Source organism: uncultured Microbulbifer sp. (assembly GCF_947504145.1).
Lineage (GTDB): Bacteria > Pseudomonadota > Gammaproteobacteria > Pseudomonadales > Cellvibrionaceae > Microbulbifer.
Window position 1 is genome coordinate 364,142 of record NZ_CANNGQ010000003.1, and the last position, 21,164, is coordinate 385,305.

Here is a 21,164-nt window from a genome sequence, read left to right on the forward strand (position 1 = left end):
ACCCAGGGAACCCAATGAAAAAAATAATGCCTTCCCTCAGTATCGGCCCGGCGACGATGGTCGCCGCGGCATTCATCGGTCCGGGTACAGTCATCACCGCCAGTCTGGCCGGTGCCCAATACGGCTACGCGCTGTTGTGGGCACTGCTGTTTGCGATTCTTGCGAGCATCATCCTGCAGGAAATGGCCGCGCGACTCGGCGTGGTGAGCGGGCAGGGACTGGGGGAGAATATTCGCCAGTCGCTCAGCCACCCCCTGCTGCGCTGGCCGGCCCTGGCACTGGTGATTGGTGCCATTGTTGTCGGCAACGCGGCCTACGAGGGGGGCAACCTGGCAGGCGCCAGCCTCGGCCTCAAACTGCTGACCAACACCGAACTCGCCACCGGGAAAGGATCACTCTGGCCCATGGTCGTCGCTGCCATCGCAGCAGCGCTGCTATGGAGCGGAAATTATCGCTTGATCGAGCGCACGCTTATTGTGCTGGTCGCACTGATGAGCGTTGCATTTCTACTGACCTTCGCCCTCACCCGCCCGGATTTATCCGCGCTCGTCAGCGGACTATTCACGCCCACACTACCGACCGGTGCGGCGCTCACGGTAATCGCATTGATAGGCACGACCGTAGTGCCCTACAACCTGTTCTTACACAGTTCCAGCGCGAGCAAGAAATGGCACTCACCGGACGATTTGCCGGCGGCGCGGCGGGATATTTTTATTTCCATCCCGGTGGGCGGGCTGATCTCCATCGCCATTGTTTCCACCAGTGCCGCCGCGTTTTTCAGCCACCAATTAAGTATCGGCAGCGCCGGAGACATGGCTCAGGCACTGCAACCCCTGTTTGGCAAAGCCGCGGTTTACTGCATGGGTGTGGGCCTGTTTGCTGCCGGCATCTCGTCCTCCCTGACGGCACCATTGGCATCGGCCTATGCATTGAGCGGCGTACTGGGCAAGCCCGCGGACTTGGGTACATTGCAGTTTCGCACCATCTGGCTCAGCATTATTGTTATCGGCGCCCTGCTCGCCACTCAGGATATTCGCCCGATCCGCCTGATCTGGTTTGCGCAGATTGCCAATGGTCTGCTGCTCCCCATTATTACCATGTTCCTGCTGTGGGCGATGAACAGCCACAAGCTGGGGCGCTATCGCAACAACGGGTGGCAAAACCTGCTGGGATTGCTGGTGCTCGCCACGGCCATCGCGCTGGGCGGACGCAGCCTGGCCGCCGCCTTTGACTGGCTGTGAATCGCGGATTTAACGAACAAGGACATGACGTCTATCGTGACTTCGATTGATATAAATTGTGACCTGGGTGAAGGCAGTGACGACGCCGATTGCGCCCGCGATGCGCGCCTGATGCAATTTATTTCACGCTGCAATATTGCCTGTGGCGGCCACGCGGGCAACGCGCGCACCATGGCCCTGTCGCTGCAGAATGCACGCAAAAACGGCATCGCCGCCGGCGCCCACCCGGGTTACCCGGACCCAGAAAATTTCGGCCGCACTTCGCTGGCAATGTCGCGGCAGGATCTGCTTGCCTCCCTGCGTGATCAGATACACGCACTGCAAAAACTGGCCGCCGAGGAACAGGTCGCCCTCTCCCATATCAAACTGCACGGTGCACTCTACAATGATGCCGAATCAGACGAGGGTCTCGCCGAAGCCCTTGTGCAAATGATCGCGCGGGAATTTCCCGAGCTGGAAATTCTTGCGCTGGCCAATGCGGCGCTGGAGCGTGCCGCCTTCAAATACCGGCACCCGGTTTTGCGGGAGGGCTTTATGGACCGCCGCTACCTCAACGATCACCAGCTCTCACCGCGCAACTTGCCCGGTGCGGTGATCCACGACTTCGAGCAGTGCCGCAAACAGGTTCTCGCACTCGCCAGGGGTGAGCCATTTCTATCCATTAATGGCGAGCCGCTGCAGTTTTCCGTCGACACCCTCTGCCTGCACGGTGACAACCCGCACGCTGAAAGTATTGCGCAGCAGTTACAACAGGCATTGCTGCGGGCGGGAATTCGCACATGCTGAGAGAAAGGCGTTTTGAACTCTCGCCGAATGGTGACGCCGCACTGGATATCCGCTTCTCCGCGGCGCCGGGTGAGCAGCTGAGCGAAGCCATCATCGCCCTCTCCGAGGCTATTGAAGCCGAGTCCTTCCCGGCCGTCACCGAGCTGGTGCCCGCTTACCAGTGCCTGACTGTGTGCTTCGATCCCCTACAGCTTTCGCACTCCGGGTCCGGGAGCGCAGATTTGCCCAAGCTGGAGAGCAGCCTGGCAACACTCACGCAAAAAATACTGGCACAGACTTTACGCACAAATAAAAAGAACACAGATGAAGAGAACACTGATAACGAGCCCCCCGAATACAAACGCACCTTGATCCGAATTCCTGTGTGCTATGACGAACAGTTCGCACCGGATATACAAACGCTGTGCAGCCACACCGGGCTCACCGCTGCAGAGATTATTGCCCGTCATACCGCGCCCCGGTACCTGGTGCATATGCTCGGTTTTACCCCGGGCTTTCTCTATCTGGGCGGCCTCGATGAGCAATTGCACTGCCCACGGAAAGCCCGCCCAGAGCTCAAAATAGCGGCCGGCTCTGTGGGTATCGGCGGCGGCCAGACTGGAATTTACCCCCAGGCCACACCCGGCGGCTGGCAGATTATCGGCCGCACCCCGCTGGCTTTATTTCGTCCGGACCAGGACCCTCCATTTATCGCCCACCCCCTGGACCGGATTCAGTTTGTCGCCATCAGCCCGGAGCAGTTTACGCAAACGGATCCATTTTCTGCGCCGGATACCATACCCCTTACGGAGTTTGCGGCGCCGGAGGTCCGGCGGTGACCCTGCACATCATCAAACCGGGCCTACAGACTACAATCCAGGATGGCGGACGGCCGGGCAACCTGCGCTGGGGACTATCCCGCGGGGGGGCTGCAGATACGCTCGCCATGGCACTGGGCAACCTGCTTCTCGGCAACCCACCGGCGCACCCCTGTATTGAAGTCGCCCTGACCGGCCCGGAAATCGCGTTTACCGAAAGCCTTTCACTCGCCGTCACCGGTGCACATTTTGACCTGACACTTAACGGCAAGTCCGTTGCGAATGATGAAGTGCTGCAGATACGCGGCGGAGATCAGCTCCATTTCGGCGCGCTTCGGTCTGGTGCCCGCGCCTATATTGCGCTCGCTGGAAAAATGGCTCTGCCAGCAAGCCTCGGCAGCCTGTCCACTCATGTTGTCGCCGGCTTTGGCGGGTTACACGGGCGGGCGCTTCAGGCGGGAGATAGCATTCATCTGGATCATTGCCGCCTGGAAGCCAATCGCACACTGCCATCGCAGTACCGCCTGGATTATCGTGGGCGGCCGCTTCTGCGGGTGATTCCCGGGCTGGAGGAACAATATTTTTCCTCCGGTGCACGGGCGCAGTTTTACCGGGGCGGCTTCACGATTTCCCCCCAGAGCAACCGCATGGGTATTCGCCTGGTGGGGGAGCCACTGCCCGTTGAAAACATTCCCCAACAGATATCCTCTGCGCTGTGCCCGGGCACGATACAGGTCCCCCCCAACGGCCAGCCTGTTATCAGTTTCGTGGAGGGGCAGACCATTGGCGGCTATCCGCGCATCGCCCATGTGATCAGTGCGGACCTGCACCGCCTGGGGCAGTTGAACGCCGGGGCCAGGCTCGACTTTGAGACGGTCGACCGGGACACCGCACATCGGATCCTGCACGACAAGTCTCTGCTGCTCGAGAGACTCCCCCACAAGCTGTGAAACCCTGCGCACCATCACAGTAGCTCCGCTGCCTATTCGTCATCCCGCAGCTTCCCCGCGCCAATTGGCGCCGCCTCCCCTTCCAGCTCCCGGGCACTTCGGCTAACTTCTGCAACGCCAATGACAACGCTGTCACCAGTTGTTGGTATCGGCACACCTATAAAAATAACGTCAGGAGAAGACATGCCTATCATCACCCGGCCAGATACGGCCAGAACAACGACCGGCTCATCCGTATTACCCCACAGAAGGGTCCGGTACGGCTTCTTACCGGCCCTCGCCCTGCTCGCCATGCCAGCACATGCGGCCATGCCCGCAGACGCCTACGAGGCCGGACAGAGCTACGCGGGCGGCAGTCGGGTCTGCTACCAGCAGGACCTGTTCAGAGCCCAGTGGTGGGCTGGCCCGAATGACTCACCCGCATCCGCGTATACGGCGGCCAATAGCTGGGACAACCCCTGGGTTCTGGAAAGCCCCGACGCCTGCACCTCCGGCACAGGCAATACCGCCCCGGTCGCCGACGCCACTGCCAACCCACCGGAAATTTTCGGTGCTGGCAGTATCGCGCTGGATGGCAGCCTGTCCACAGATCCGGACGGTGACCCGATGCAATTTGCCTGGGCACAAGTTGCTCCGGTAACCCCCACTGCATCAATTCACACGGCGGACGCCAGCAGCACCCAGGTGGACCTTCCCGCAGTGACCACAGACACCCTTTACGAATTTCGCCTGAGCGTATCCGACGGGGAGCATACCGATTACACCACCGTTCAAATACTGCAGCGGGCAGGTCAGGTCTCTCCACCAGAGCCCACCGCAGTAATCAGCGCCCCCGGCACCGCAGCCTGCCCTGGCAGTATCACATTGAGTGCAGAAAGCTCCACCATCCCGGAAGAAACGGGCTACGTGCTTACCTGGCGACAGCGCAACGGGCCGGCTGCGGTACTTCTCTCCCCCAACAGCACTACCACCCAGGTAGACTTTCCGGATACCGGAGTGAATGCGTCCTACACCTTTGAACTGGAAATCAGCAACGGCGAACAATCCTCCACCGCGACAGTAACCATCGCACAGCAATGCGATCAAAGCGGCTACCCGATTGCCCGAAGCACACTGGAAGCACGGGAAACCGAGCTCACCTCCAGCCCACTGTTTTCTCAGGTGAAAGCATCCATCGTCACCCTGGAAAATTCTCAGGTGGAAGCGGTAGCGCCCGGCCGAATTGCAAATCCGCCCAACGTACAGCGGGTTGAATTCATCGTAGCCAGCGCAGACTGGGACTTCCTGTTTCCCGTGCGCGCTGCAGAGTATTCCTATACAAATTTTCTGCGCGCGGTGGCGAAGTTCCCCGCGTTTTGTGGAGACTACAGCGACGGCCGCAATGCAGAAGATATTTGCAGAAAATCTCTGGCCACTATGTTTGCCCACTTCACCCAGGAAACCGGTGGTCATACATCCCACTGGGCCGAACCCGAGTGGCGGCAGGGGCTTTACTTTATCCGCGAACAGGGATGGAACGAGAACACACCCAATGGCTACGGCATTTGCGCCCCGTCTACGTGGCAGGCGCAGCAATGGCCCTGTGCCACCTTTGCCGATGGCAGCTACAAAAGTTATTTCGGTCGTGGCGCCAAGCAGCTCAGTTACAACTACAACTACGGCCCTTTCTCTGCGGCCATGTTCGGTGATGTAAATGTCCTGCTGGAACAGCCCAATCTTGTTGCCGATACCTGGCTCAATCTCGCCAGCGCCGTGTTCTTCTTCGTCTACCCGCAGCCGCCAAAACCCAGCATGCTGCATGTGATCGACGGCACATGGCAGCCCAATAGTCACGACCTGAGTAGTGGGCTGGTACCTGGGTTCGGCGTCACCACCATGGTTATAAACGGCGGAATCGAATGCGGTGGCAGCAACGAGCACGCGCAGTCACAAAACCGGATCGACTACTACCGCCACTTTGCCAACCACCTGTCGGTTGAAATTCCGGCGAGTGAAGTGCTCGGGTGTGCAAGCATGGATCGATTCGCAGTCGGTGGTGCCGGCGCCATGGAGATTTACTGGGAGCAGGACTGGAGTTGGGATCCCCAGTACCCGAATGGCGAAAGCTACGCGTGTAAGCTGGTGGGCTACCAGACCCGCTTCTCGGCATTTATCGGCGGAGATTATGTGCACTGCGTGGAGCACTTCTTCGACGTACATGTAGACCACACACAATAATTTCGCCAAACCATTACCCACAAAAAAGGCCGGGATCTTCCGGCCTTTTTTATTTCGGGCGTCGGATTTCCGAGATTGCCCTCGACCTCAGTAAACATTTCGGACGGAGAAAGCGCAAGAGTAGTGAAACAACACGCCAGCACCCGAGAAAAACTACGCCATAAAAAATAAATTTCCGCCTGACTGGTACGCCACGGTTGACCAGCGGGTTTTCCCACCAAAATTCGTAGACCGGCACTACCGTAACAATTACCCTTTTTCGTGCATTTGTAAGAACGACGGGCGCGCGCCCGCAGTTTTTTTGCCGGTTTGGACTGCAGCGCAGTTTCTTCCATCCCTGTTGTACGGCAATGGCGCCGCCCTGCTTTTTCCAACTCTGGATACAGGGAAATCACCAATGATAAGAAGTGTCCATTTTTATTTTCTAGCGATGATTCTCACTGCCGCAGGCAGCGCACACGCCGAGCCGGGCGATCACGGCTTCTGGACCACACTCGGCAATCTCATTTCACCCCCTTCCGCAAACAGTCCGGTAACTGCCGCACAGACTCAAGGCATGTACCCGCTGAACCAAAAGGACCCCACCTTTGATGACGGGTTTGACCCCGGCGACTACGACAACTGGCAAAAAATCGACGTGCCAATCAGTAGTGGCGCTATCTGCGGCAATGGCTCGCCGTATAAATTTTTTGTCTATCGAGTGCCTGACACCAAAAACACACTGTTTTATTTTGAAGGTGGCGGCGCCTGCTGGGACTACCAAAGCTGCTCCGGACAAGCCGGCATACGCGGCGCGCGGAATCCTGACGGGATCCCGGACAACTACGTTCAGAACATCAATCTGCTGGACTTCAGCAATTCCGCCAACCTCGCCACTGCCGCAGTATCACCCCTGATCTACACCCACCACCCGTACAACCAGTTTAAAACCGGGGAGTGGAACCTGGTGTACGTACCCTACTGTACCGGCGATATCTACATCGGGGATAAAACAGAAATTTATCAGGACCCCGCCGGGGAAAACCCGGATCTGGTCTTTCACCACAACGGACTTCGCAATGTTCAGGCTGTGGTTTCCTGGGTTAAAAACAACCTTCAAAAGCCCCGCCAGATGGTGGCCGCGGGCTGCAGCGCCGGCAGTATTGGTGCGCTGTTAAACTACTCAAAACTGCGCCAGGATATGGCGGTGGATTACGGCTACCTCATTGACGATTCCGGGCCCCTTTACAAGGCCCCCCTGGATAGCAATGACGCCGACGCTTACCCTTCAACACCGTTGCACAACGAAGTGTTGAACTCATGGACCAACTTTGACCCTGGCGATACTGGATCCACCAACCCGATCAATATGCTCGCCAACATCACACCGGGTTTTGACCGCAACGAACTGGCCAGCCTTTACGGAGGCCTTTCGGCGAAGTTTCCCGGCGACCGGTTGGGAATTACCCATTTTCTCGCTGACGGCAATTTCTCTTCCTATTCATACGAGCGATTTCACCCGGACATTTACAATGATCCGGACGCAGAATCGCGCCTGGCGAAGCTGCGTGAGAAATGGCAGTACGATACCCACAGTAACCTGATCCCACTGCTGGAGCAGACCCACAACTGGAGTTATTACTTTCCGATGTTCCGGGATTTCAATGAGAGCCACTGCACCACGGTTCTCGACCTGGAATATGGCGAGATTGCCGAACACGGACTGGTATTGGAAGACTTCCTGAAAAACGTCGTGAACTATCGCGGCGGGCCGCCGCTGCGAGCCTACGAGTCTGATCAGGTTTCTGATTTCGAGAACAACCAGAATTGGTTCTACGATTTGATTGGTGGGCTTTTATAGTTCATGCCTGACGATGGTTACCCTCGCGCGCGAGGGTAACCGCTACCGACGGTAAGCCACTTCCCTGGCTTGCTGTAGGCGTCTTCGAAGATACTCCTGCCGACTCATACCATCCGGGAAGCTGTCCATCTCCTGCACTTCGAGAACTATACGTTTCTCCATATCTTTGTATTGCGCAAACCCCGGAACATCGCGATGGGGATCATAGGCGTCGCTGGCCTGCTGAGCGCGCTCCCGGTAACGTTCCAGCAATTCTGCTGACGCGTTATCGAAGTCCGCCCTATCGCTGCTATTCTTCTCGAGCCAGGCGAGCTTCAACGCAAGTGCCTCATAGGCCATCATGCCGCCATCACGCTCGATCTCATCAATCAGTTGCCAGGCCTCACCCGAGCTATCGCCAGTCAGGTTGGAAAAATAATCCTGGAGCCTTTCCTTGCGTGCTTCCCGCTCAAGATAGCGGATCACATTCGGATGCGATAAAAGTTCATCAAGAGCGCCAGCCGGCTCCACTTTGGTTTGAGCGCTAACCACCGGCCCTGAGGCCAGAGCCGAGACCTCGGCTGGCGATTCCAACGCCTCAGGTGTGCCCCCCAGACCGGCGAGCTGCACCACTGCAGTCAGCGCCACCACTAGAAAAGCCAGGGAAACCAATAGAGATTTGTATCCCATAACGTCTCTCAAATTATTATTCGAGAGAGCAGTGTATCGATACGGGCGGTAAAGCCGAGGGTAAGCAGGGAAGGAAAAATGCAGCAGCCGCCAGAATTTGCGGCTGGAGAGTCAGTGGAGTAAATACGACAAACTGTCAGCTCAGCTTTCGACCCAGGTCAGCGCCTGGTCTTCGTGTTCGTGCTTTTCACCGCAAGGGGTTGCTTTGGGTGGCACATAGCCCGCGCGAGACTCGGGCGCGGCATGACGCTGCTCCCAGTGCGCGATGGCTTCGCCGCACAAAGATTTTTGCTGTTCAGTGAGCGTGACCCCGTTAGGCCACTTGCCCAGCTCGATGGCACGCTTGAGACTACCAACAATTTGGGGATTCAGGATCTTGAGCAAATCGTCCAGGGATTGAAACATCACCAGTTCCTTCAATTCGCGGAGACTGAAACAAGAAAAGCCGGTCAATGACCGGCTTTCCATTGCCCGAAGCCTCAATCAGAGGCTCCGAAAACATGAAGCGAATTGCTTCAGGCTTCTGCTGCTTCTGCAGACTCGTCCGCAACCGGACGATCCACCAGCTCAACGTAGGCCATAGGAGCCTTGTCGCCTGCACGGAAACCGCATTTCAGAATGCGGATGTATCCGCCCGGACGGGCTTCATAACGGGGACCCAGTTCGTCGAACAACTTGCGCACAGCATCCTTGTCACGGATACGGGCGAAAGCCAGACGGCGGTTGGCAACACTGTCTTTCTTGGCCAGGGTGATCAGCGGCTCGGCAACGCGACGCAGCTCCTTGGCTTTCGGCAGTGTGGTTTTGATCAGTTCGTGCTCTACCAGAGAGGCAGTCATGTTTTTGAACATGGCCTTGCGGTGAGAGCTGGTACGACTGAATTTACGGCCACTATAACGATGACGCATAACTCAATTCCTCACGACTTCGATTGCTTTCTCAGCAAGTCGTCTGGGAGCGGTGCTTGCGGATGGCGCACACCACTCGGTTTTCTTCACGCGGGCGGGCAAAACGCGCCCGCGCCACAAACGCTTTACAGGGAGCTCAGCTTGCTGTCGCCCTTGAGGCTGGCCGGCGGCCAGTTCTCGAGACGCATGCCCAGGGACAGACCACGGGAAGCCAGAACGTCCTTGATTTCGGTCAGGGACTTCTTACCCAGGTTCGGGGTCTTCAGCAGCTCTACTTCGGTTCGCTGAATCAGGTCGCCGATGTAGTAGATGTTTTCCGCTTTCAGACAGTTGGCCGAACGCACGGTCAGTTCCAGGTCGTCTACCGGACGCAGCAGCACCGGATCGACTTCCTCTTCCTTGGCTTCCGGCTGGGCATCCTTCTCGCCTTCAAGGTCCACAAATACTGCGAGCTGTTGCTGCAGGATAGTGGCGGCGCGACGGATTGCTTCTTCCGGGTCCAGAGTACCGTTGGTCTCCAGGTCCAGAACCAGCTTGTCCAGGTCGGTGCGCTGTTCTACACGCGCGGATTCCACGCTGTAGGACACACGGCGAACCGGGCCGAAAGAGGCGTCCAGTTGCAGGCGGCCAATGGCGCGGGTCTCTTCTTCGTCTTCACGACGGGCGTCGGCGGGCTGGTAGCCACGGCCACGCGCAACGGTCAGACGCAGATTGAGCTCCACATCGCCAGTGATGTTGGCGATCACGTGCTCAGGGTTCACGATCTCGATATCGTGATCCACCTGAATGTCGCCAGCGGTCACCGCACCCGGGCCTTTCTTGCTCAGGCTCAGCACTGCCTGGTCCTTGCCGTGCATCACCACCGCAATTTCCTTCAGGTTGAGCAGGATTTCGATTACGTCTTCCTGCACACCCTCAATTGCGCTGTACTCGTGCTCAACACCGTCGATCTCAACTTCAGTGACGGCGCAGCCTGGCATGGAGGACAGCAGGATGCGGCGCAGTGCGTTGCCGAGAGTGTGGCCAAAGCCACGCTCCAGCGGTTCCAGAACCACTTTCGCGTGGTTCTGGTTGTACTCGGTGACGTCAATACGACGAGGTGTCAAAAACTCGTTGACAGCAGTCTGCATAGCCATACCTGTATTACAGTTTTATTCCTTAAATGGAACAGAGCCTTACTTGGAGTAGAGTTCCACGATAAGGTTTTCATTGATCTCTGCCGGCAGATCCACACGATCCGGAACACGCTTGAAGGTACCTTCGAGCTTGGTCGCGTTCACGTCTACCCACTCAACGTCACCGCGCTGTGCAGCGAGGGAAACGGAGTTCTGGATACGCATCTGCTTTTTAGATTTCTCGCGGATAGCGATGATGTCGCCTTCCTTAACCTGGTAGGAAGGGATATTCACGGTGCTTCCGTTTACCAGAATCGCTTTGTGCGCCACCAACTGGCGTGCTTCAGAGCGCGTAGAGCCGAAGCCCATGCGGTAAACCACGTTGTCGAGGCGTTTTTCCAGCAGTTTCAGCAGGTTTTCACCTGTAGCACCTTTCAGGCGCGCCGCTTCCTTATAGTAGTTGCGGAACTGCTTTTCCAGCACACCGTAGATACGGCGTACTTTTTGTTTCTCACGCAGCTGAACACCGTAGTCGGACAGGCGACCACGACCGGCGCCATGAACGCCAGGCTTGGTTTCCGCGCGGCACTTTGATTCGTGCGGGCGAACGCCACTTTTCAGCTGAAGATCGGTACCTTCCCGACGGGAAAGCTTACATTTTGGTCCAATATAACGTGCCATTTCGTCAACCCCCTCTTACACGCGACGCTTTTTAGGCGGACGACAACCGTTATGCGGGATCGGCGTCACGTCGGTGATGTTGGTGATCTTGTAGCCGCAGTTATTCAGTGCGCGAACGGCAGATTCGCGACCGGGGCCGGGGCCCTTTACTTCGACATCAAGGTTTTTCAGGCCGTAATCCTGCGCGGCAGTACCTGCGCGTTCAGCGGCAACCTGGGCTGCGAAAGGCGTACTCTTACGAGAGCCGCGGAAACCGGAGCCACCTGCGGTAGCCCAGCTCAGAGTGTTGCCCTGACGGTCAGTGATCGTCACGATCGTGTTGTTGAACGATGCGTGGATGTGGGCAACACCGTCGACAACGGTCTTTTTGACCTTTTTGCGAACAGTAGTTTTTGGCTTAGCCATACCTGTATCCTAAATCCTGTACTTGTGAAGACTTGCGCGACGTAAGTAATTACTTACGGATCGGCTTACGCGGACCCTTACGGGTACGGGCGTTAGTCTTGGTGCGCTGACCGCGAAGCGGCAGGCTGCGACGGTGACGCAGACCGCGGAAGCAACCCAGGTCCATCAAACGCTTGATGTTCATGGAAACTTCACGACGCAGATCACCTTCAACGGTCAGTTTTGCAACTTCACCGCGGATGGTTTCGATCTGGTCTTCGGACAGATCACGAAGTTTGGTGGATTCAGCGATACCTACCGCTGCCAGAATAGACTTGGCCGTAGTGCGTCCGACACCAAAAATATGGGTCAGGGAGATCACGGCGTGCTTGTGGTCTGGTACGTTTACACCAGCAATACGTGCCATAGAGGCATACTCCACGTATTGTGAACCGGCGCTACTTGGTAATTGCGCGGCTCAATTCTCAATTCGGCGCTGACAGCGAATAAAAAGCCACCAACACCACCAAAAAGGCGCGCAAGAATAGCTTTTCATACACCAAATTGCAATAGCCCGCCGCCCTGAGCCAAAACCCAGGGTAAAGCGGACGACAGTCAACGCCCCCATTTGAAACTTTCTGCCAGCCCCAAGGGGTGACTTACCGGTTTCGCCGCAAGCCGAATAGCTTTGCGGAGCGCCTTTTTACACGGGGCCGTGCAAAGAGGCAAATCTTTTTACGATCAATTGGTGTCGGATACCGACTTCCTTCGGATGGACACCGCGCCCGCCTTCCCTGGCGAGCACTCTAACCAACGCTATCGCGTCGATTAGCCCTGCCGCTGCTTGTGACGCGGCTCGGCGCTGCAGATTACCCGCAGAACGCCTTTGCGACGTACGATTTTGCAGTTACGGCAGATCTTTTTAACAGAAGCGCGTACTTTCATGACCTTACCTCAATTCAATCCTGCTGCTGTGGATACCGATCAACGGCGGCCGTAGCCTTGCAGATTCGACTTTTTCATCAACCCTTCGTACTGGTGGGATAGCAGGTGCGACTGCACTTGCGCCATGAAGTCCATCACTACGACCACAACGATCAGCAGCGAAGTACCTCCCAGGTAGAAAGGAATGTTCAGCCCAACTACCAGGAACTGCGGCAGCAGGGATACCAATGCGATGTAACAGGCACCCACCAGAGTCAGTCGAGTCAGTACGCTGTCGATATAACGCGCAGTCTGCTCACCGGGGCGGATCCCGGGCACATAGGCACCGGATTTTTTCAGGTTATCTGCCACTTCATTCGGGTTGAACATCAACGCCGTGTAGAAGAAACAGAAGAAGCCAATCAACAGTGCGAACAAAATAATGTTCAGCGGCTGACCAGGACCCAGTTGGAGCGCCATCCACTGAAGGATCTGCGCACCGATACCTTCACCACCCTGACCGAACCACTGCGCAAGAGTCGCAGGGAACAGCAGGATACTGCTGGCAAAGATCACCGGGATAACACCGGCCATGTTGACCTTGAGTGGCAGATGACTGGACTGTGCAGCCGGCGCTTGCGAGTAACGACCCGCCTGACGCCGTGCGTGGTTGATGGTAATACGGCGTTGGCCGCGCTCCATCACCACAACAAAGTACACAACAGCAATCGCCACAAAACCGATCGCCAGCAGCATCAGGATATGCAGTTCACCCTGACGCGCCTGCTCAAAGGCTTGGCCAATAGCACTTGGCAGCCCGGCGACGATACCCGCGAAGATCAGCATGGAAATACCATTGCCGACACCTCGCTCGGTAATCTGCTCACCAAGCCACATCATGAATACCGCACCGGTCACCAGTGACACTACTGCCACAAAGTAGAAACCGAACGCCGGCTCAGCGGAGTAAGCCAGATTCTGACCGGCAAGACCGAAGGTCATACCGATACCTTGGACCAATGCGAGTAACACCGTCAGATAACGGGTGTACTGATTGATCTTACGGCGCCCTGCATCACCTTCTTTCTTCAACGCCTCCAGCGAAGGCGTCACCGCGGTCATCAACTGCATGATGATGGACGCGGAGATGTACGGCATGATACCGAGGGCCAGAATACTCATCCGCTCCAGTGCACCACCGGAGAACATGTTAAACAGGCCAAGGATGGTTCCCTGGTTCTGATTGAACAGGTTCGCCAGCTTTTCCGGATCAATACCGGGCACCGGAATATGAGTCCCTATGCGATATACAAGAATCGCGAGAAACAGAAAACGAAGGCGAGCCCAAAGCTCGCCTAATCCCTTGCCGTTACCCAGGGAGTTAACACCAGATCCTGGTCGTGCCATTGGGGCCTCGATTTAGTCTTCTACTTTTCCGCCAGCAGCTTCAATGGCCGCTTTAGCACCTTTGGTGACACCCAGACCTTTCACGGTTACCGCTTTGGTCAGTTCACCAGACAGGAACACTTTGGCGCGCTTAATGTGGCCGCCGATGATATCGGCATTCTTCAGCGCTGCCAAATCAATCGTGTCACCTTCTACCTTCGCCAGTTCCGCCAGACGCACTTCCGCAACAAAGCGGCCAACGCGAGAGGTGAAACCGTACTTCGGCAGGCGCTTCTGCAAAGGCATCTGACCGCCTTCGAAGCCTGGACGAACACTGCCACCGGAACGGGACTTCTGCCCCTTGTGACCACGGCCGCCGGTTTTACCCAGACCGCTACCGATGCCGCGACCAACGCGCTTGGCGCTGTGCTTGTGACCCTCAGCGGGAGACAACTCGTTCAAACGCATGTTACGCCTCCTCTACTTTAATGAGGTAGTTCACCTTGTTGATCATACCGCGCACAGAAGGAGTGTCTTCCACTTCTACTGTGTGACCTATGCGGCGCAGACCCAGACCAGCAACACACGCCTGATGATTTTTCAGACGACCGTTGATGCTTTTAACCTGGGTTACTTTGATGGTCTTTTTAGCCATGACTCATTCACTCAAAGCAAGTTCAGAGTGGGCCGCAGCAATAACGCTACTGAGGCCCAAACCGAATCAGTTCAGGATTTCTTCCACAGACTTGCCACGCTTGGCGGCAACGTCTTCCGGGCTGCTCATCTTGTCCAGTGCACTGAAAGTAGCGCGCACGACGTTTACCGGATTGGTAGAGCCGTAGCACTTGGCCAGTACGTTGTGTACACCAGCCATTTCAAGCACGGAGCGCATGGCACCGCCGGCAATAACGCCGGTACCCTGGGAAGCGGGCTGCATGTATACCTTGGAACCGCCGTGGCGACCGTTGGTAGCGTACTGAATGGTGTCACCGTTCAGATCTACCTGGATCATGTTGCGACGCGCAGCTTCCATTGCCTTCTGGATAGCAACAGGTACTTCGCGCGCCTTGCCACGACCAAAGCCAACACGGCCGTTACCGTCGCCAACTACAGTCAGTGCGGTGAACGCGAAGATACGACCACCCTTTACAGTTTTGGCAACACGGTTGACCTGAACCAGTTTTTCCTGGAGGCCTTCGTCATTGCCTTTTTCGACTTTATCTCTAGCCATAACTCAACCCTTAGAATTTCAGACCGGCTTCACGGGCAGCGTCTGCCAGGGCCTTGACTCGGCCGTGGTATTTGAAACCGCTACGATCGAAGGCTACCGCTTCAACACCGGCGGCTTTCGCGCGCTCAGCGATCAGGGTGCCAACGGCTGTTGCAGCGTCGACGTTACCGGTTTTGCTTTCACGCAGGTCCTTATCCAGAGTAGAGGCAGAAGCCAATACCTTGTCGCCATCGGCGGTCAGGATCTGTGCGTAAATGTGGCGCGGAGTGCGGTTCACTGTCAGGCGAACGGCGCCCAGCTCACGAAACTTGGCGCGGGCACGACGTGCACGACGCAAGCGAGATTGCTTTTTAACGTTCATATCTATGCCTTACTTCTTCTTGGCCTCTTTGCGATACACACGCTCGTCGGCGTAGCGGACACCCTTACCTTTGTAGGGCTCCGGCGGACGGAATGCGCGGATCTCAGCGGCCACTTGACCTAACAGCTGCTTGTCGCTGCTTTTCAGTACGATTTCAGTCTGGCTCGGGGTCTCTGCGGTTACGCCTTCGGGAAGTGCGTAATCGATTGGGTGAGAGAAACCGAGAGTCAGGTTCACGGTCTTACCAGATGCTTTCGCACGGTAACCTACACCGTTCAGCTGCAGTTTCTTTTCGAAACCCTGACTGACGCCGACCACCATATTGTTAACCAGTGCACGGGTAGTACCCGCGAGTGCACGCGCCTGCTTGGAGCCATTGCGCGCGGCGAACTTCAGCTGGTTTTCTTCCTGCTTAACTTCCACATCAGAGTGGACGTTGAAGTTCAGATTGCCGTTACCACCTTTAACAGCGATATCCTGACCTTTGAGGTCAATGGAAACGCCAGCGGGGACCTGAACTGGATCATTTGCTACTCGAGACATTTCAACCCCCGCTTAGAATACGGTGCAGAGCACTTCGCCGCCGACACCAGCCTGACGGGCCGCACGATCAGTCATCACACCTTGAGAGGTGGAGACGATGGCGATACCCAGGCCGCCGCGGACAGAAGGCAACGCTTTTTTACCTGCGTAATTACGCAGTCCTGGACGGGAAACCCGGTCCAGCTCAGCGATAACCGGCTTGCCCTGGAAGTATTTCAATTCAATGGTCAGCTCAGGCTTGGCGCCCTCGCTCACTGCTACGCCAGTAACGTAACCTTCGTCTTTCAGAACGTGGGCTACAGCTACTTTCAGTTTTGAAGAAGGCATGGAAACACTGCCCTTGCCGCGGCCCAAGGCGTTGCGGACTCGGGTCAGCATATCTGCCAACGGATCTTGCATACTCATTACTTAAGACTCCTCAAGTCTGCCGTATTACCAGCTGGACTTAACCAGGCCGGGGACATCACCACGCATGGCTGCTTCACGCAGTTTGTTACGGCACAGGCCGAATTTGCGGTAGACAGCGTGGGGGCGACCAGTGATACGACAGCGACGTTGCTGACGTACCGGGCTTGCATCGCGCGGCAGTTGTTGCAGCTTGAGTTGAGCCTCCCAACGTTCCTCTTCGGAAGCGTTGGCACTGGCGATGATCGCCTTCAGCTCTTGACGCTTTTCGGCGTACTTAGCTGCGGTTCGAGCGCGCTTGTTCTCACGCGCAATCATGGATTTCTTCGCCATGGAATCCTCTTAACCCTTGAAAGGGAAGTTGAATGCTTTCAGCAGTGCACGACCTTGGTCGTCGTTAGCCGCTGTGGTAGTGATACAAATATCCAGACCACGGATTTTGTCTACTTTGTCGTAGTCAATTTCCGGGAAGATAATTTGTTCTGTTACACCCATTGAGAAGTTACCACGACCGTCGAACTGCTTCGGGCTAATGCCACGGAAGTCGCGGATACGTGGAATCGCGATGCCTACCAGACGCTCCAGGAACTCATACATGCGCTCACCGCGCAGAGTTACCTTGCAGCCGATCGGCCATTCTTCACGGATTTTGAAACCCGCGATAGATTTACGCGCTTTGGTCACAATGGGTTTTTGACCAGTAATCGCAGTCATGTCACTGACTGCGTGTTCCAGTACCTTCTTATCACCAATAGCTTCACCAACACCCATATTGATGGTGATTTTGGAGATACGCGGCACGGACATTACGTTCTCAAGTCCCAGCTCTTCTTTCAGCTTGGACGCGAGTTCTTTGGTGTAGAGCTCTTTAAGCCTTGCCATTTTTTCCACCTGACTTATGCGTCAACGGCTTCGCCGCTGGATTTGAAGACGCGAATCTTAGTGCCGTCTTCCAGTACTTTAAAGCCTACCCGGTCAGCTTTCTGGGTATTCGAGTTGAAGATGGCTACGTTGGAAGACTGGATTGCAGCCTCTTTCTCAACAATGCCACCAGCAACACCCATCTGCGGGTTTGGCTTCTGGTGCTTTTTGATCATCTGTACACCGGATACGATCAGGCGACCGTCGTTAAGCACCTTACGGACGGTGCCACGCTTGCCTTTGTCGCGACCGGCGATAACGATCACTTCGTCGTCACGCTTGATCTTGCGCATTACTATTCTCCGCTCGTGGCTTAGATTACTTCGGGAGCTAGGGAGATGATCTTCATGAACTTCTCACCGCGCAGCTCGCGAGTTACCGGGCCAAAAATACGGGTGCCGACCGGCGCATTTTGCTGGTTCAGCAGTACCGCTGCGTTATCGTCAAATTTGATCAGTGAACCGTCCGGGCGACGCACACCTTTTTTGGTGCGAACCACAACCGCGTTCATCACCTGACCCTTTTTGACTTTGCCGCGAGGAATTGCTTCCTTCACGGTTACTTTGATGATGTCGCCAACGCCAGCGTAGCGACGGTGGGAGCCGCCCAGCACCTTGATGCACATGACACGGCGAGCCCCACTGTTATCGGCTACTTCTAAGTAGGATTCTGTTTGAATCATCGTTCCTCTCCGAAAACCTGTTCAGGTCTTCACAGTCAATGGGCCAGGTTTAAACCTTCGCCGCACGCTCTACAATTTTCTGCAAGGACCAGGCCTTGCTCTTGGACAGCGGACGAGCTTCTTCAATGGTCACAACATCACCGATGCCGCAGTCATTGTTTTCGTCGTGTGCCTTGAGCTTGGTGGACTTGCTCACGATTTTGCCGTAGATCGGGTGCTTAACACGGCGCTCGATCAAAACGGTGATGGTTTTATCCATCTTGTCACTCACAACCTTGCCGGTCAGAGTCCGCTTCAGTTTTGCTTCAGCCATGATTAAATACCTGCCTTCTCGGTCAACACAGTCTTAATGCGAGCAATGTCGCGACGAGTCTGCTTCAGCAGATGAGTCTGATTCAGCTGACCGGTGGACTTCTGCATGCGCAGTTTGAATTGTGCTTCAAGCTGGCTCAGGAGTTCCTGGTTCAGTTCTTCAACAGACTTTGAGCGTAGATCTGCAGTCTTCATTACATCACCGAACGCTTAACGAAAGTTGTCTTTACAGGCAGCTTGGCTGCAGCGAGCTCGAAAGCTTCGCGAGCCAGTTCTTCGGATACGCCTTCCATTTCATAGAGGACTTTACCCGGCTGAATCTGAGCCACCCAGTATTCTACGTTACCCTTACCTTTACCCATACGAACCTCGAGGGGCTTGCTGGAAATGGGCTTGTCCGGAAACACACGAATCCAGATCTTACCGCCACGCTTAACGTGACGGGTCATTGCACGACGAGCTGCTTCGATCTGACGCGCAGTAATGCGCCCACGACCGATGGCCTTAAGGCCGAACTCGCCAAAGCTCACTTTAGAGCCGCGCTCGGCAAGACCGCGATTGCGACCCTTCTGTACCTTGCGGAATTTTGTACGCTTTGGTTGTAGCATCTGCGCACCCCTTATTTAGCAGCTTTTTTGCGAGTCTTCGCTGGCTTTTCTTCGGGGATTTCGTCACCGATGACTTCGCCTTTGAAGATCCAAACTTTCACACCGATGATGCCGTAGGTAGTACTGGCTTCATAAGTGCCGTAGTCGATGTTGGCACGCAGAGTGTGCAGCGGCACACGGCCTTCACGGTACCATTCAGAACGCGCGATCTCAGCACCGCCGAGACGACCGCCTACCTGAATCTTGATACCTTCAGCGCCCTGGCGCATAGCGTTCTGTACGGCGCGCTTCATCGCACGACGGAACATAACGCGACGCTCCAGCTGCTGAGCAACGTTCTGGGCTACCAGAGTGGCATCCAGATCTGGCTTGCGTACTTCTTCAATGTCGATGTGCACAGGCACACCCATCTGAGAAGTCAGCTCGTTGCGCAGACGCTCTACGTCTTCACCTTTTTTACCGATAACGATGCCCGGACGCGCAGTGTGAATAGTCACACGAGCGGTGTTGGCCGGACGTTCGATCTCGATACGGCTCACGGAAGCGTGGGCCAGTTTCTTGCGAATGTATTCGCGAACCTTCAGATCCGTGTACAGCTTGTCTGCGTACTCGTCGCTGCCGGCATACCAAACAGAGGTATGCTTTTTAACGATACCCAGACGAATGCCGGTAGGATGTACTTTTTGTCCCATGGTTTTCTCGCCTGCTCTCTTATTTCTCGGCTACTTTCACAGTAATGTGACAAGTACGCTTAAGAATACGATCAGCACGACCTTTGGCACGCGGTTTAATGCGCTTCATGGTCATACCCTCATCCACGAAGATGGTGGAAACCTTCAGTTCGTCAACGTCAGCACCGTCATTGTGCTCGGCGTTGGCGATGGCAGATTCCAGAACCTTCTTAACGATCGCAGCACCCTTCTTGTGGCTGAAAGCCAGGATATCCAGGGCTTCCTCGACACCTTTGCCGCGAATCTGATCAGCTACCAGACGCGCTTTCTGTGCCGAAAGACGAGCACCGCGTAGTTTTGCTTGCACTTCCATCTCTATAACCTCGGCTTAGCGCTTCTTCGCTTTCTTATCCGCAGCGTGGCCACGGTAAGTGCGGGTAGCCGCGAATTCGCCCAGCTTGTGACCAACCATTTCTTCGTTGACCAATACGGGCACGTGTTGACGACCGTTGTGAACGGCAATCGTCAGGCCCACCATTTCCGGCATAACCATGGAACGGCGGGACCAGGTTTTAATCGGTCGACGATCATTTTTCTCAATCGCCGCCTCCACCTTCTTGATCAAATGCAGATCAATAAAGGGACCTTTCTTTAATGAGCGTGGCACTGTCGATTCCTCTCTAGCAGCTCAGACGACGCGCAGCTTATTTGCCGCGACGACGTACAATCATTTTGTCGGTGCGCTTGTTCTTACGCGTTTTCTTACCCTTGGTCGGAACGCCCCACGGTGTCACAGGGTGACGACCACCAGAGGTACGACCTTCACCACCACCGTGCGGGTGATCTACCGGGTTCATCGCCACACCGCGAACGGTAGGACGAACACCGCGCCAACGTTTGGCACCTGCTTTACCCAGCTTGCGCAGGCTGTGCTCGGAGTTGCTCACTTCACCCAGGGTGGCGCGACACTCAGACAGAACCTTACGCATTTCGCCAGAACGCAGACGGATAGTCGCGTACTGACCTTCACGGGCAACCAGCTGTACAGAGGCACCGGCAGAGCGGGCCAACTGAGCACCTTTACCAGGCTTGAGCTCGATGGCGTGAATCACGGAACCAACCGGGATGTTGCGCAGCGGCAAAGTGTTACCCACTTTGATCGGAGCGGCATCGCCAGATTGAATTTTGTCACCAGCTTTCAGGTGCTTCGGCGCAATAATGTAACGACGCTCACCATCGGCATAACAAACCAGAGCGATGTGCGCGCTGCGGTTTGGATCGTATTCCAGACGCTCAACGGTGGCCGGAATGCCATCCTTGTTGCGCTTGAAATCGACCATACGGTAGTGATGCTTGTGACCACCACCAATGTGACGAGTGGTAATGCGACCGTTGTTGTTACGACCACCGGACTTGGACTTCTTCTCCAGCAGCGGCGCGTAAGGTGCACCCTTGTGCAGGTCGGTATTAACAACCTTTACGAGGTGACGACGGCCGGCAGAGGTCGGTTTTGTCTTTACAAGAGCCATTGT

32 protein-coding genes are annotated in these 21,164 nt (G+C 55.9%); 6 read left to right on the forward strand and 26 right to left on the reverse strand.

The features are described 5' to 3' along the window. The first annotated feature begins 14 nt into the window (after window positions 1–14). The 6 genes from Q1A74_RS12215 to Q1A74_RS12240 all read left to right on the forward strand — a co-directional run bounded on the left by Q1A74_RS12215 (window position 15) and on the right by Q1A74_RS12240 (window position 7,831). On the forward strand, window positions 15–1,241 hold the full coding sequence (locus Q1A74_RS12215; RefSeq protein ID WP_299596236.1) for an Nramp family divalent metal transporter: 1,227 nt from the start codon (window positions 15–17) through the stop codon (window positions 1,239–1,241). Between the two features lie 24 nt (window positions 1,242–1,265). Next, window positions 1,266–2,027: a 5-oxoprolinase subunit PxpA gene (gene pxpA / locus Q1A74_RS12220; RefSeq protein WP_299596239.1), complete on the forward strand. Its 762-nt coding sequence runs from the start codon at window positions 1,266–1,268 to the stop codon at window positions 2,025–2,027. Beyond that, window positions 2,021–2,845, forward strand: a complete 825-nt coding sequence (gene pxpB, locus Q1A74_RS12225; protein WP_299596242.1) for a 5-oxoprolinase subunit PxpB — start codon at window positions 2,021–2,023, stop codon at window positions 2,843–2,845. The genes pxpA and pxpB overlap by 7 nt, the downstream gene beginning before the upstream one ends. Further along, entirely contained in the window at window positions 2,842–3,774 is a 933-nt protein-coding gene (locus Q1A74_RS12230; RefSeq protein ID WP_299596245.1) for a biotin-dependent carboxyltransferase family protein, read from the forward strand. Before pxpB ends, Q1A74_RS12230 begins: the two co-directional genes overlap by 4 nt. Window positions 3,775–3,957: 183 nt before the next feature. Further along, window positions 3,958–5,991 carry a glycoside hydrolase family 19 protein gene (locus Q1A74_RS12235; RefSeq protein ID WP_299596248.1) on the forward strand — a complete coding sequence of 678 codons (2,034 nt, stop codon included), beginning with the start codon at window positions 3,958–3,960 and terminating at the stop codon, window positions 5,989–5,991. A 397-nt stretch (window positions 5,992–6,388) separates the two neighbouring features. Then, window positions 6,389–7,831, forward strand: a complete 1,443-nt coding sequence (locus Q1A74_RS12240; protein WP_299596251.1) for a pectin acetylesterase-family hydrolase — start codon at window positions 6,389–6,391, stop codon at window positions 7,829–7,831. Window positions 7,832–7,873: 42 nt separating this feature from the next. Here the strand turns inward: Q1A74_RS12240 and Q1A74_RS12245 are convergent, their stop codons facing one another. The 26 genes from Q1A74_RS12245 to rplB all read right to left on the reverse strand — a co-directional run bounded on the left by Q1A74_RS12245 (window position 7,874) and on the right by rplB (window position 21,161). Beyond that, on the reverse strand, window positions 7,874–8,500 hold the full coding sequence (locus Q1A74_RS12245) for a hypothetical protein (RefSeq protein ID WP_299596253.1): 627 nt from the start codon (window positions 8,498–8,500) through the stop codon (window positions 7,874–7,876). A gap of 141 nt (window positions 8,501–8,641) precedes the next feature. Beyond that, window positions 8,642–8,905, reverse strand: coding sequence for a DUF1315 family protein (locus Q1A74_RS12250; RefSeq protein ID WP_299596256.1), 264 nt, complete (start codon window positions 8,903–8,905; stop codon window positions 8,642–8,644). Window positions 8,906–9,015: 110 nt separating this feature from the next. After that, a complete protein-coding gene (rplQ, locus tag Q1A74_RS12255; RefSeq protein ID WP_299596259.1) occupies window positions 9,016–9,408 on the reverse strand; it encodes a 50S ribosomal protein L17 in 393 nt (130 codons plus the stop codon). Between the two features lie 125 nt (window positions 9,409–9,533). Continuing rightward, window positions 9,534–10,538 (reverse strand): DNA-directed RNA polymerase subunit alpha, encoded by a 1,005-nt coding sequence (gene rpoA / locus Q1A74_RS12260; RefSeq protein WP_226701962.1) that lies wholly within the window; start codon window positions 10,536–10,538, stop codon window positions 9,534–9,536. 45 nt (window positions 10,539–10,583) lie between these two features. Then, window positions 10,584–11,204 carry a 30S ribosomal protein S4 gene (gene rpsD, locus Q1A74_RS12265; RefSeq protein WP_299596263.1) on the reverse strand — a complete coding sequence of 207 codons (621 nt, stop codon included), beginning with the start codon at window positions 11,202–11,204 and terminating at the stop codon, window positions 10,584–10,586. Between the two features lie 15 nt (window positions 11,205–11,219). Beyond that, complete coding sequence (gene rpsK / locus Q1A74_RS12270) at window positions 11,220–11,609, reverse strand: 30S ribosomal protein S11 (protein WP_299596266.1); 390 nt, start codon at window positions 11,607–11,609, stop codon at window positions 11,220–11,222. A 49-nt stretch (window positions 11,610–11,658) separates the two neighbouring features. After that, on the reverse strand, window positions 11,659–12,015 hold the full coding sequence (gene rpsM / locus Q1A74_RS12275; RefSeq protein WP_299596269.1) for a 30S ribosomal protein S13: 357 nt from the start codon (window positions 12,013–12,015) through the stop codon (window positions 11,659–11,661). A gap of 401 nt (window positions 12,016–12,416) precedes the next feature. After that, entirely contained in the window at window positions 12,417–12,533 is a 117-nt protein-coding gene (gene rpmJ, locus Q1A74_RS12280; RefSeq protein ID WP_010133825.1) for a 50S ribosomal protein L36, read from the reverse strand. Window positions 12,534–12,572: 39 nt separating this feature from the next. After that, the gene (secY, locus tag Q1A74_RS12285; protein WP_299596272.1) at window positions 12,573–13,919 is read right to left on the reverse strand and encodes a preprotein translocase subunit SecY; all 1,347 of its coding nucleotides are present in this window, start codon (window positions 13,917–13,919) and stop codon (window positions 12,573–12,575) included. A gap of 12 nt (window positions 13,920–13,931) precedes the next feature. After that, window positions 13,932–14,366, reverse strand: a complete 435-nt coding sequence (gene rplO, locus Q1A74_RS12290) for a 50S ribosomal protein L15 (RefSeq protein WP_226701959.1) — start codon at window positions 14,364–14,366, stop codon at window positions 13,932–13,934. A gap of 1 nt (window position 14,367) precedes the next feature. Beyond that, window positions 14,368–14,553 (reverse strand): 50S ribosomal protein L30, encoded by a 186-nt coding sequence (rpmD, locus tag Q1A74_RS12295; protein ID WP_077406649.1) that lies wholly within the window; start codon window positions 14,551–14,553, stop codon window positions 14,368–14,370. Between the two features lie 66 nt (window positions 14,554–14,619). After that, a complete protein-coding gene (gene rpsE, locus Q1A74_RS12300) occupies window positions 14,620–15,129 on the reverse strand; it encodes a 30S ribosomal protein S5 (protein ID WP_299596283.1) in 510 nt (169 codons plus the stop codon). A gap of 10 nt (window positions 15,130–15,139) precedes the next feature. Beyond that, window positions 15,140–15,490, reverse strand: a complete 351-nt coding sequence (gene rplR / locus Q1A74_RS12305) for a 50S ribosomal protein L18 (protein WP_299596286.1) — start codon at window positions 15,488–15,490, stop codon at window positions 15,140–15,142. Between the two features lie 9 nt (window positions 15,491–15,499). Next, on the reverse strand, window positions 15,500–16,033 hold the full coding sequence (gene rplF / locus Q1A74_RS12310) for a 50S ribosomal protein L6 (RefSeq protein ID WP_299596289.1): 534 nt from the start codon (window positions 16,031–16,033) through the stop codon (window positions 15,500–15,502). 12 nt (window positions 16,034–16,045) lie between these two features. Then, window positions 16,046–16,438, reverse strand: a complete 393-nt coding sequence (gene rpsH / locus Q1A74_RS12315; protein WP_299596292.1) for a 30S ribosomal protein S8 — start codon at window positions 16,436–16,438, stop codon at window positions 16,046–16,048. Between the two features lie 27 nt (window positions 16,439–16,465). Continuing rightward, window positions 16,466–16,771, reverse strand: coding sequence for a 30S ribosomal protein S14 (rpsN, locus tag Q1A74_RS12320; protein WP_207000505.1), 306 nt, complete (start codon window positions 16,769–16,771; stop codon window positions 16,466–16,468). A gap of 9 nt (window positions 16,772–16,780) precedes the next feature. Next, window positions 16,781–17,320 carry a 50S ribosomal protein L5 gene (gene rplE / locus Q1A74_RS12325; protein ID WP_299596303.1) on the reverse strand — a complete coding sequence of 180 codons (540 nt, stop codon included), beginning with the start codon at window positions 17,318–17,320 and terminating at the stop codon, window positions 16,781–16,783. A 14-nt stretch (window positions 17,321–17,334) separates the two neighbouring features. Then, window positions 17,335–17,652 carry a 50S ribosomal protein L24 gene (rplX, locus tag Q1A74_RS12330; RefSeq protein WP_299596306.1) on the reverse strand — a complete coding sequence of 106 codons (318 nt, stop codon included), beginning with the start codon at window positions 17,650–17,652 and terminating at the stop codon, window positions 17,335–17,337. Between the two features lie 20 nt (window positions 17,653–17,672). After that, window positions 17,673–18,041, reverse strand: coding sequence for a 50S ribosomal protein L14 (gene rplN, locus Q1A74_RS12335; RefSeq protein WP_299596310.1), 369 nt, complete (start codon window positions 18,039–18,041; stop codon window positions 17,673–17,675). Between the two features lie 49 nt (window positions 18,042–18,090). Further along, window positions 18,091–18,354, reverse strand: coding sequence for a 30S ribosomal protein S17 (rpsQ, locus tag Q1A74_RS12340; RefSeq protein WP_299596313.1), 264 nt, complete (start codon window positions 18,352–18,354; stop codon window positions 18,091–18,093). Window positions 18,355–18,356: 2 nt separating this feature from the next. Continuing rightward, window positions 18,357–18,548, reverse strand: coding sequence for a 50S ribosomal protein L29 (rpmC, locus tag Q1A74_RS12345; protein ID WP_299596316.1), 192 nt, complete (start codon window positions 18,546–18,548; stop codon window positions 18,357–18,359). Then, window positions 18,548–18,961 (reverse strand): 50S ribosomal protein L16, encoded by a 414-nt coding sequence (gene rplP, locus Q1A74_RS12350; RefSeq protein WP_299596320.1) that lies wholly within the window; start codon window positions 18,959–18,961, stop codon window positions 18,548–18,550. Before rplP ends, rpmC begins: the two co-directional genes overlap by 1 nt. 11 nt (window positions 18,962–18,972) lie before the next feature. Next, complete coding sequence (gene rpsC / locus Q1A74_RS12355) at window positions 18,973–19,653, reverse strand: 30S ribosomal protein S3 (protein ID WP_299596324.1); 681 nt, start codon at window positions 19,651–19,653, stop codon at window positions 18,973–18,975. A 19-nt stretch (window positions 19,654–19,672) separates the two neighbouring features. Continuing rightward, window positions 19,673–20,005 (reverse strand): 50S ribosomal protein L22, encoded by a 333-nt coding sequence (rplV, locus tag Q1A74_RS12360; protein ID WP_078084422.1) that lies wholly within the window; start codon window positions 20,003–20,005, stop codon window positions 19,673–19,675. A 15-nt stretch (window positions 20,006–20,020) separates the two neighbouring features. Then, window positions 20,021–20,299, reverse strand: coding sequence for a 30S ribosomal protein S19 (gene rpsS, locus Q1A74_RS12365; protein WP_010133844.1), 279 nt, complete (start codon window positions 20,297–20,299; stop codon window positions 20,021–20,023). 37 nt (window positions 20,300–20,336) lie between these two features. Beyond that, window positions 20,337–21,161, reverse strand: a complete 825-nt coding sequence (gene rplB, locus Q1A74_RS12370) for a 50S ribosomal protein L2 (RefSeq protein ID WP_299596335.1) — start codon at window positions 21,159–21,161, stop codon at window positions 20,337–20,339. Window positions 21,162–21,164 lie beyond the last annotated feature (3 nt).

What these genes read in the sequence shown, in the direction of transcription:
- rplO (WP_226701959.1), bottom strand. Translation starts at nt 14,366, where the DNA reads ATGCGTTTGAACGAGTTGTCTCCCGCTGAGGGTCACAAGCACAGCGCC.
- rpsN (WP_207000505.1), bottom strand. Translation starts at nt 16,771, where the DNA reads ATGGCGAAGAAATCCATGATTGCGCGTGAGAACAAGCGCGCTCGAACC.
- rpoA (WP_226701962.1), bottom strand. Translation starts at nt 10,538, where the DNA reads ATGCAGACTGCTGTCAACGAGTTTTTGACACCTCGTCGTATTGACGTC.
- Q1A74_RS12235 (WP_299596248.1), top strand. Translation starts at nt 3,958, where the DNA reads ATGCCTATCATCACCCGGCCAGATACGGCCAGAACAACGACCGGCTCA.
- rpmC (WP_299596316.1), bottom strand. Translation starts at nt 18,548, where the DNA reads ATGAAGACTGCAGATCTACGCTCAAAGTCTGTTGAAGAACTGAACCAG.
- rpsK (WP_299596266.1), bottom strand. Translation starts at nt 11,609, where the DNA reads ATGGCTAAGCCAAAAACTACTGTTCGCAAAAAGGTCAAAAAGACCGTT.
- rplX (WP_299596306.1), bottom strand. Translation starts at nt 17,652, where the DNA reads ATGCGCAAGATCAAGCGTGACGACGAAGTGATCGTTATCGCCGGTCGC.
- rpmJ (WP_010133825.1), bottom strand. Translation starts at nt 12,533, where the DNA reads ATGAAAGTACGCGCTTCTGTTAAAAAGATCTGCCGTAACTGCAAAATC.
- Q1A74_RS12240 (WP_299596251.1), top strand. Translation starts at nt 6,389, where the DNA reads ATGATAAGAAGTGTCCATTTTTATTTTCTAGCGATGATTCTCACTGCC.
- rpsQ (WP_299596313.1), bottom strand. Translation starts at nt 18,354, where the DNA reads ATGGCTGAAGCAAAACTGAAGCGGACTCTGACCGGCAAGGTTGTGAGT.
- rpsD (WP_299596263.1), bottom strand. Translation starts at nt 11,204, where the DNA reads ATGGCACGTTATATTGGACCAAAATGTAAGCTTTCCCGTCGGGAAGGT.
- Q1A74_RS12245 (WP_299596253.1), bottom strand. Translation starts at nt 8,500, where the DNA reads ATGGGATACAAATCTCTATTGGTTTCCCTGGCTTTTCTAGTGGTGGCG.
- Q1A74_RS12250 (WP_299596256.1), bottom strand. Translation starts at nt 8,905, where the DNA reads ATGTTTCAATCCCTGGACGATTTGCTCAAGATCCTGAATCCCCAAATT.
- secY (WP_299596272.1), bottom strand. Translation starts at nt 13,919, where the DNA reads ATGGCACGACCAGGATCTGGTGTTAACTCCCTGGGTAACGGCAAGGGA.
- rplV (WP_078084422.1), bottom strand. Translation starts at nt 20,005, where the DNA reads ATGGAAGTGCAAGCAAAACTACGCGGTGCTCGTCTTTCGGCACAGAAA.
- rpmD (WP_077406649.1), bottom strand. Translation starts at nt 14,553, where the DNA reads ATGGCTAAAAAGACCATCAAAGTAACCCAGGTTAAAAGCATCAACGGT.
- rpsE (WP_299596283.1), bottom strand. Translation starts at nt 15,129, where the DNA reads ATGGCTAGAGATAAAGTCGAAAAAGGCAATGACGAAGGCCTCCAGGAA.
- Q1A74_RS12215 (WP_299596236.1), top strand. Translation starts at nt 15, where the DNA reads ATGAAAAAAATAATGCCTTCCCTCAGTATCGGCCCGGCGACGATGGTC.
- rpsH (WP_299596292.1), bottom strand. Translation starts at nt 16,438, where the DNA reads ATGAGTATGCAAGATCCGTTGGCAGATATGCTGACCCGAGTCCGCAAC.
- rplB (WP_299596335.1), bottom strand. Translation starts at nt 21,161, where the DNA reads ATGGCTCTTGTAAAGACAAAACCGACCTCTGCCGGCCGTCGTCACCTC.
- rplN (WP_299596310.1), bottom strand. Translation starts at nt 18,041, where the DNA reads ATGATTCAAACAGAATCCTACTTAGAAGTAGCCGATAACAGTGGGGCT.
- rpsC (WP_299596324.1), bottom strand. Translation starts at nt 19,653, where the DNA reads ATGGGACAAAAAGTACATCCTACCGGCATTCGTCTGGGTATCGTTAAA.
- rplR (WP_299596286.1), bottom strand. Translation starts at nt 15,490, where the DNA reads ATGAACGTTAAAAAGCAATCTCGCTTGCGTCGTGCACGTCGTGCCCGC.
- pxpB (WP_299596242.1), top strand. Translation starts at nt 2,021, where the DNA reads ATGCTGAGAGAAAGGCGTTTTGAACTCTCGCCGAATGGTGACGCCGCA.
- rpsM (WP_299596269.1), bottom strand. Translation starts at nt 12,015, where the DNA reads ATGGCACGTATTGCTGGTGTAAACGTACCAGACCACAAGCACGCCGTG.
- pxpA (WP_299596239.1), top strand. Translation starts at nt 1,266, where the DNA reads ATGACGTCTATCGTGACTTCGATTGATATAAATTGTGACCTGGGTGAA.
- rplF (WP_299596289.1), bottom strand. Translation starts at nt 16,033, where the DNA reads ATGTCTCGAGTAGCAAATGATCCAGTTCAGGTCCCCGCTGGCGTTTCC.
- rplE (WP_299596303.1), bottom strand. Translation starts at nt 17,320, where the DNA reads ATGGCAAGGCTTAAAGAGCTCTACACCAAAGAACTCGCGTCCAAGCTG.
- rplP (WP_299596320.1), bottom strand. Translation starts at nt 18,961, where the DNA reads ATGCTACAACCAAAGCGTACAAAATTCCGCAAGGTACAGAAGGGTCGC.
- rplQ (WP_299596259.1), bottom strand. Translation starts at nt 9,408, where the DNA reads ATGCGTCATCGTTATAGTGGCCGTAAATTCAGTCGTACCAGCTCTCAC.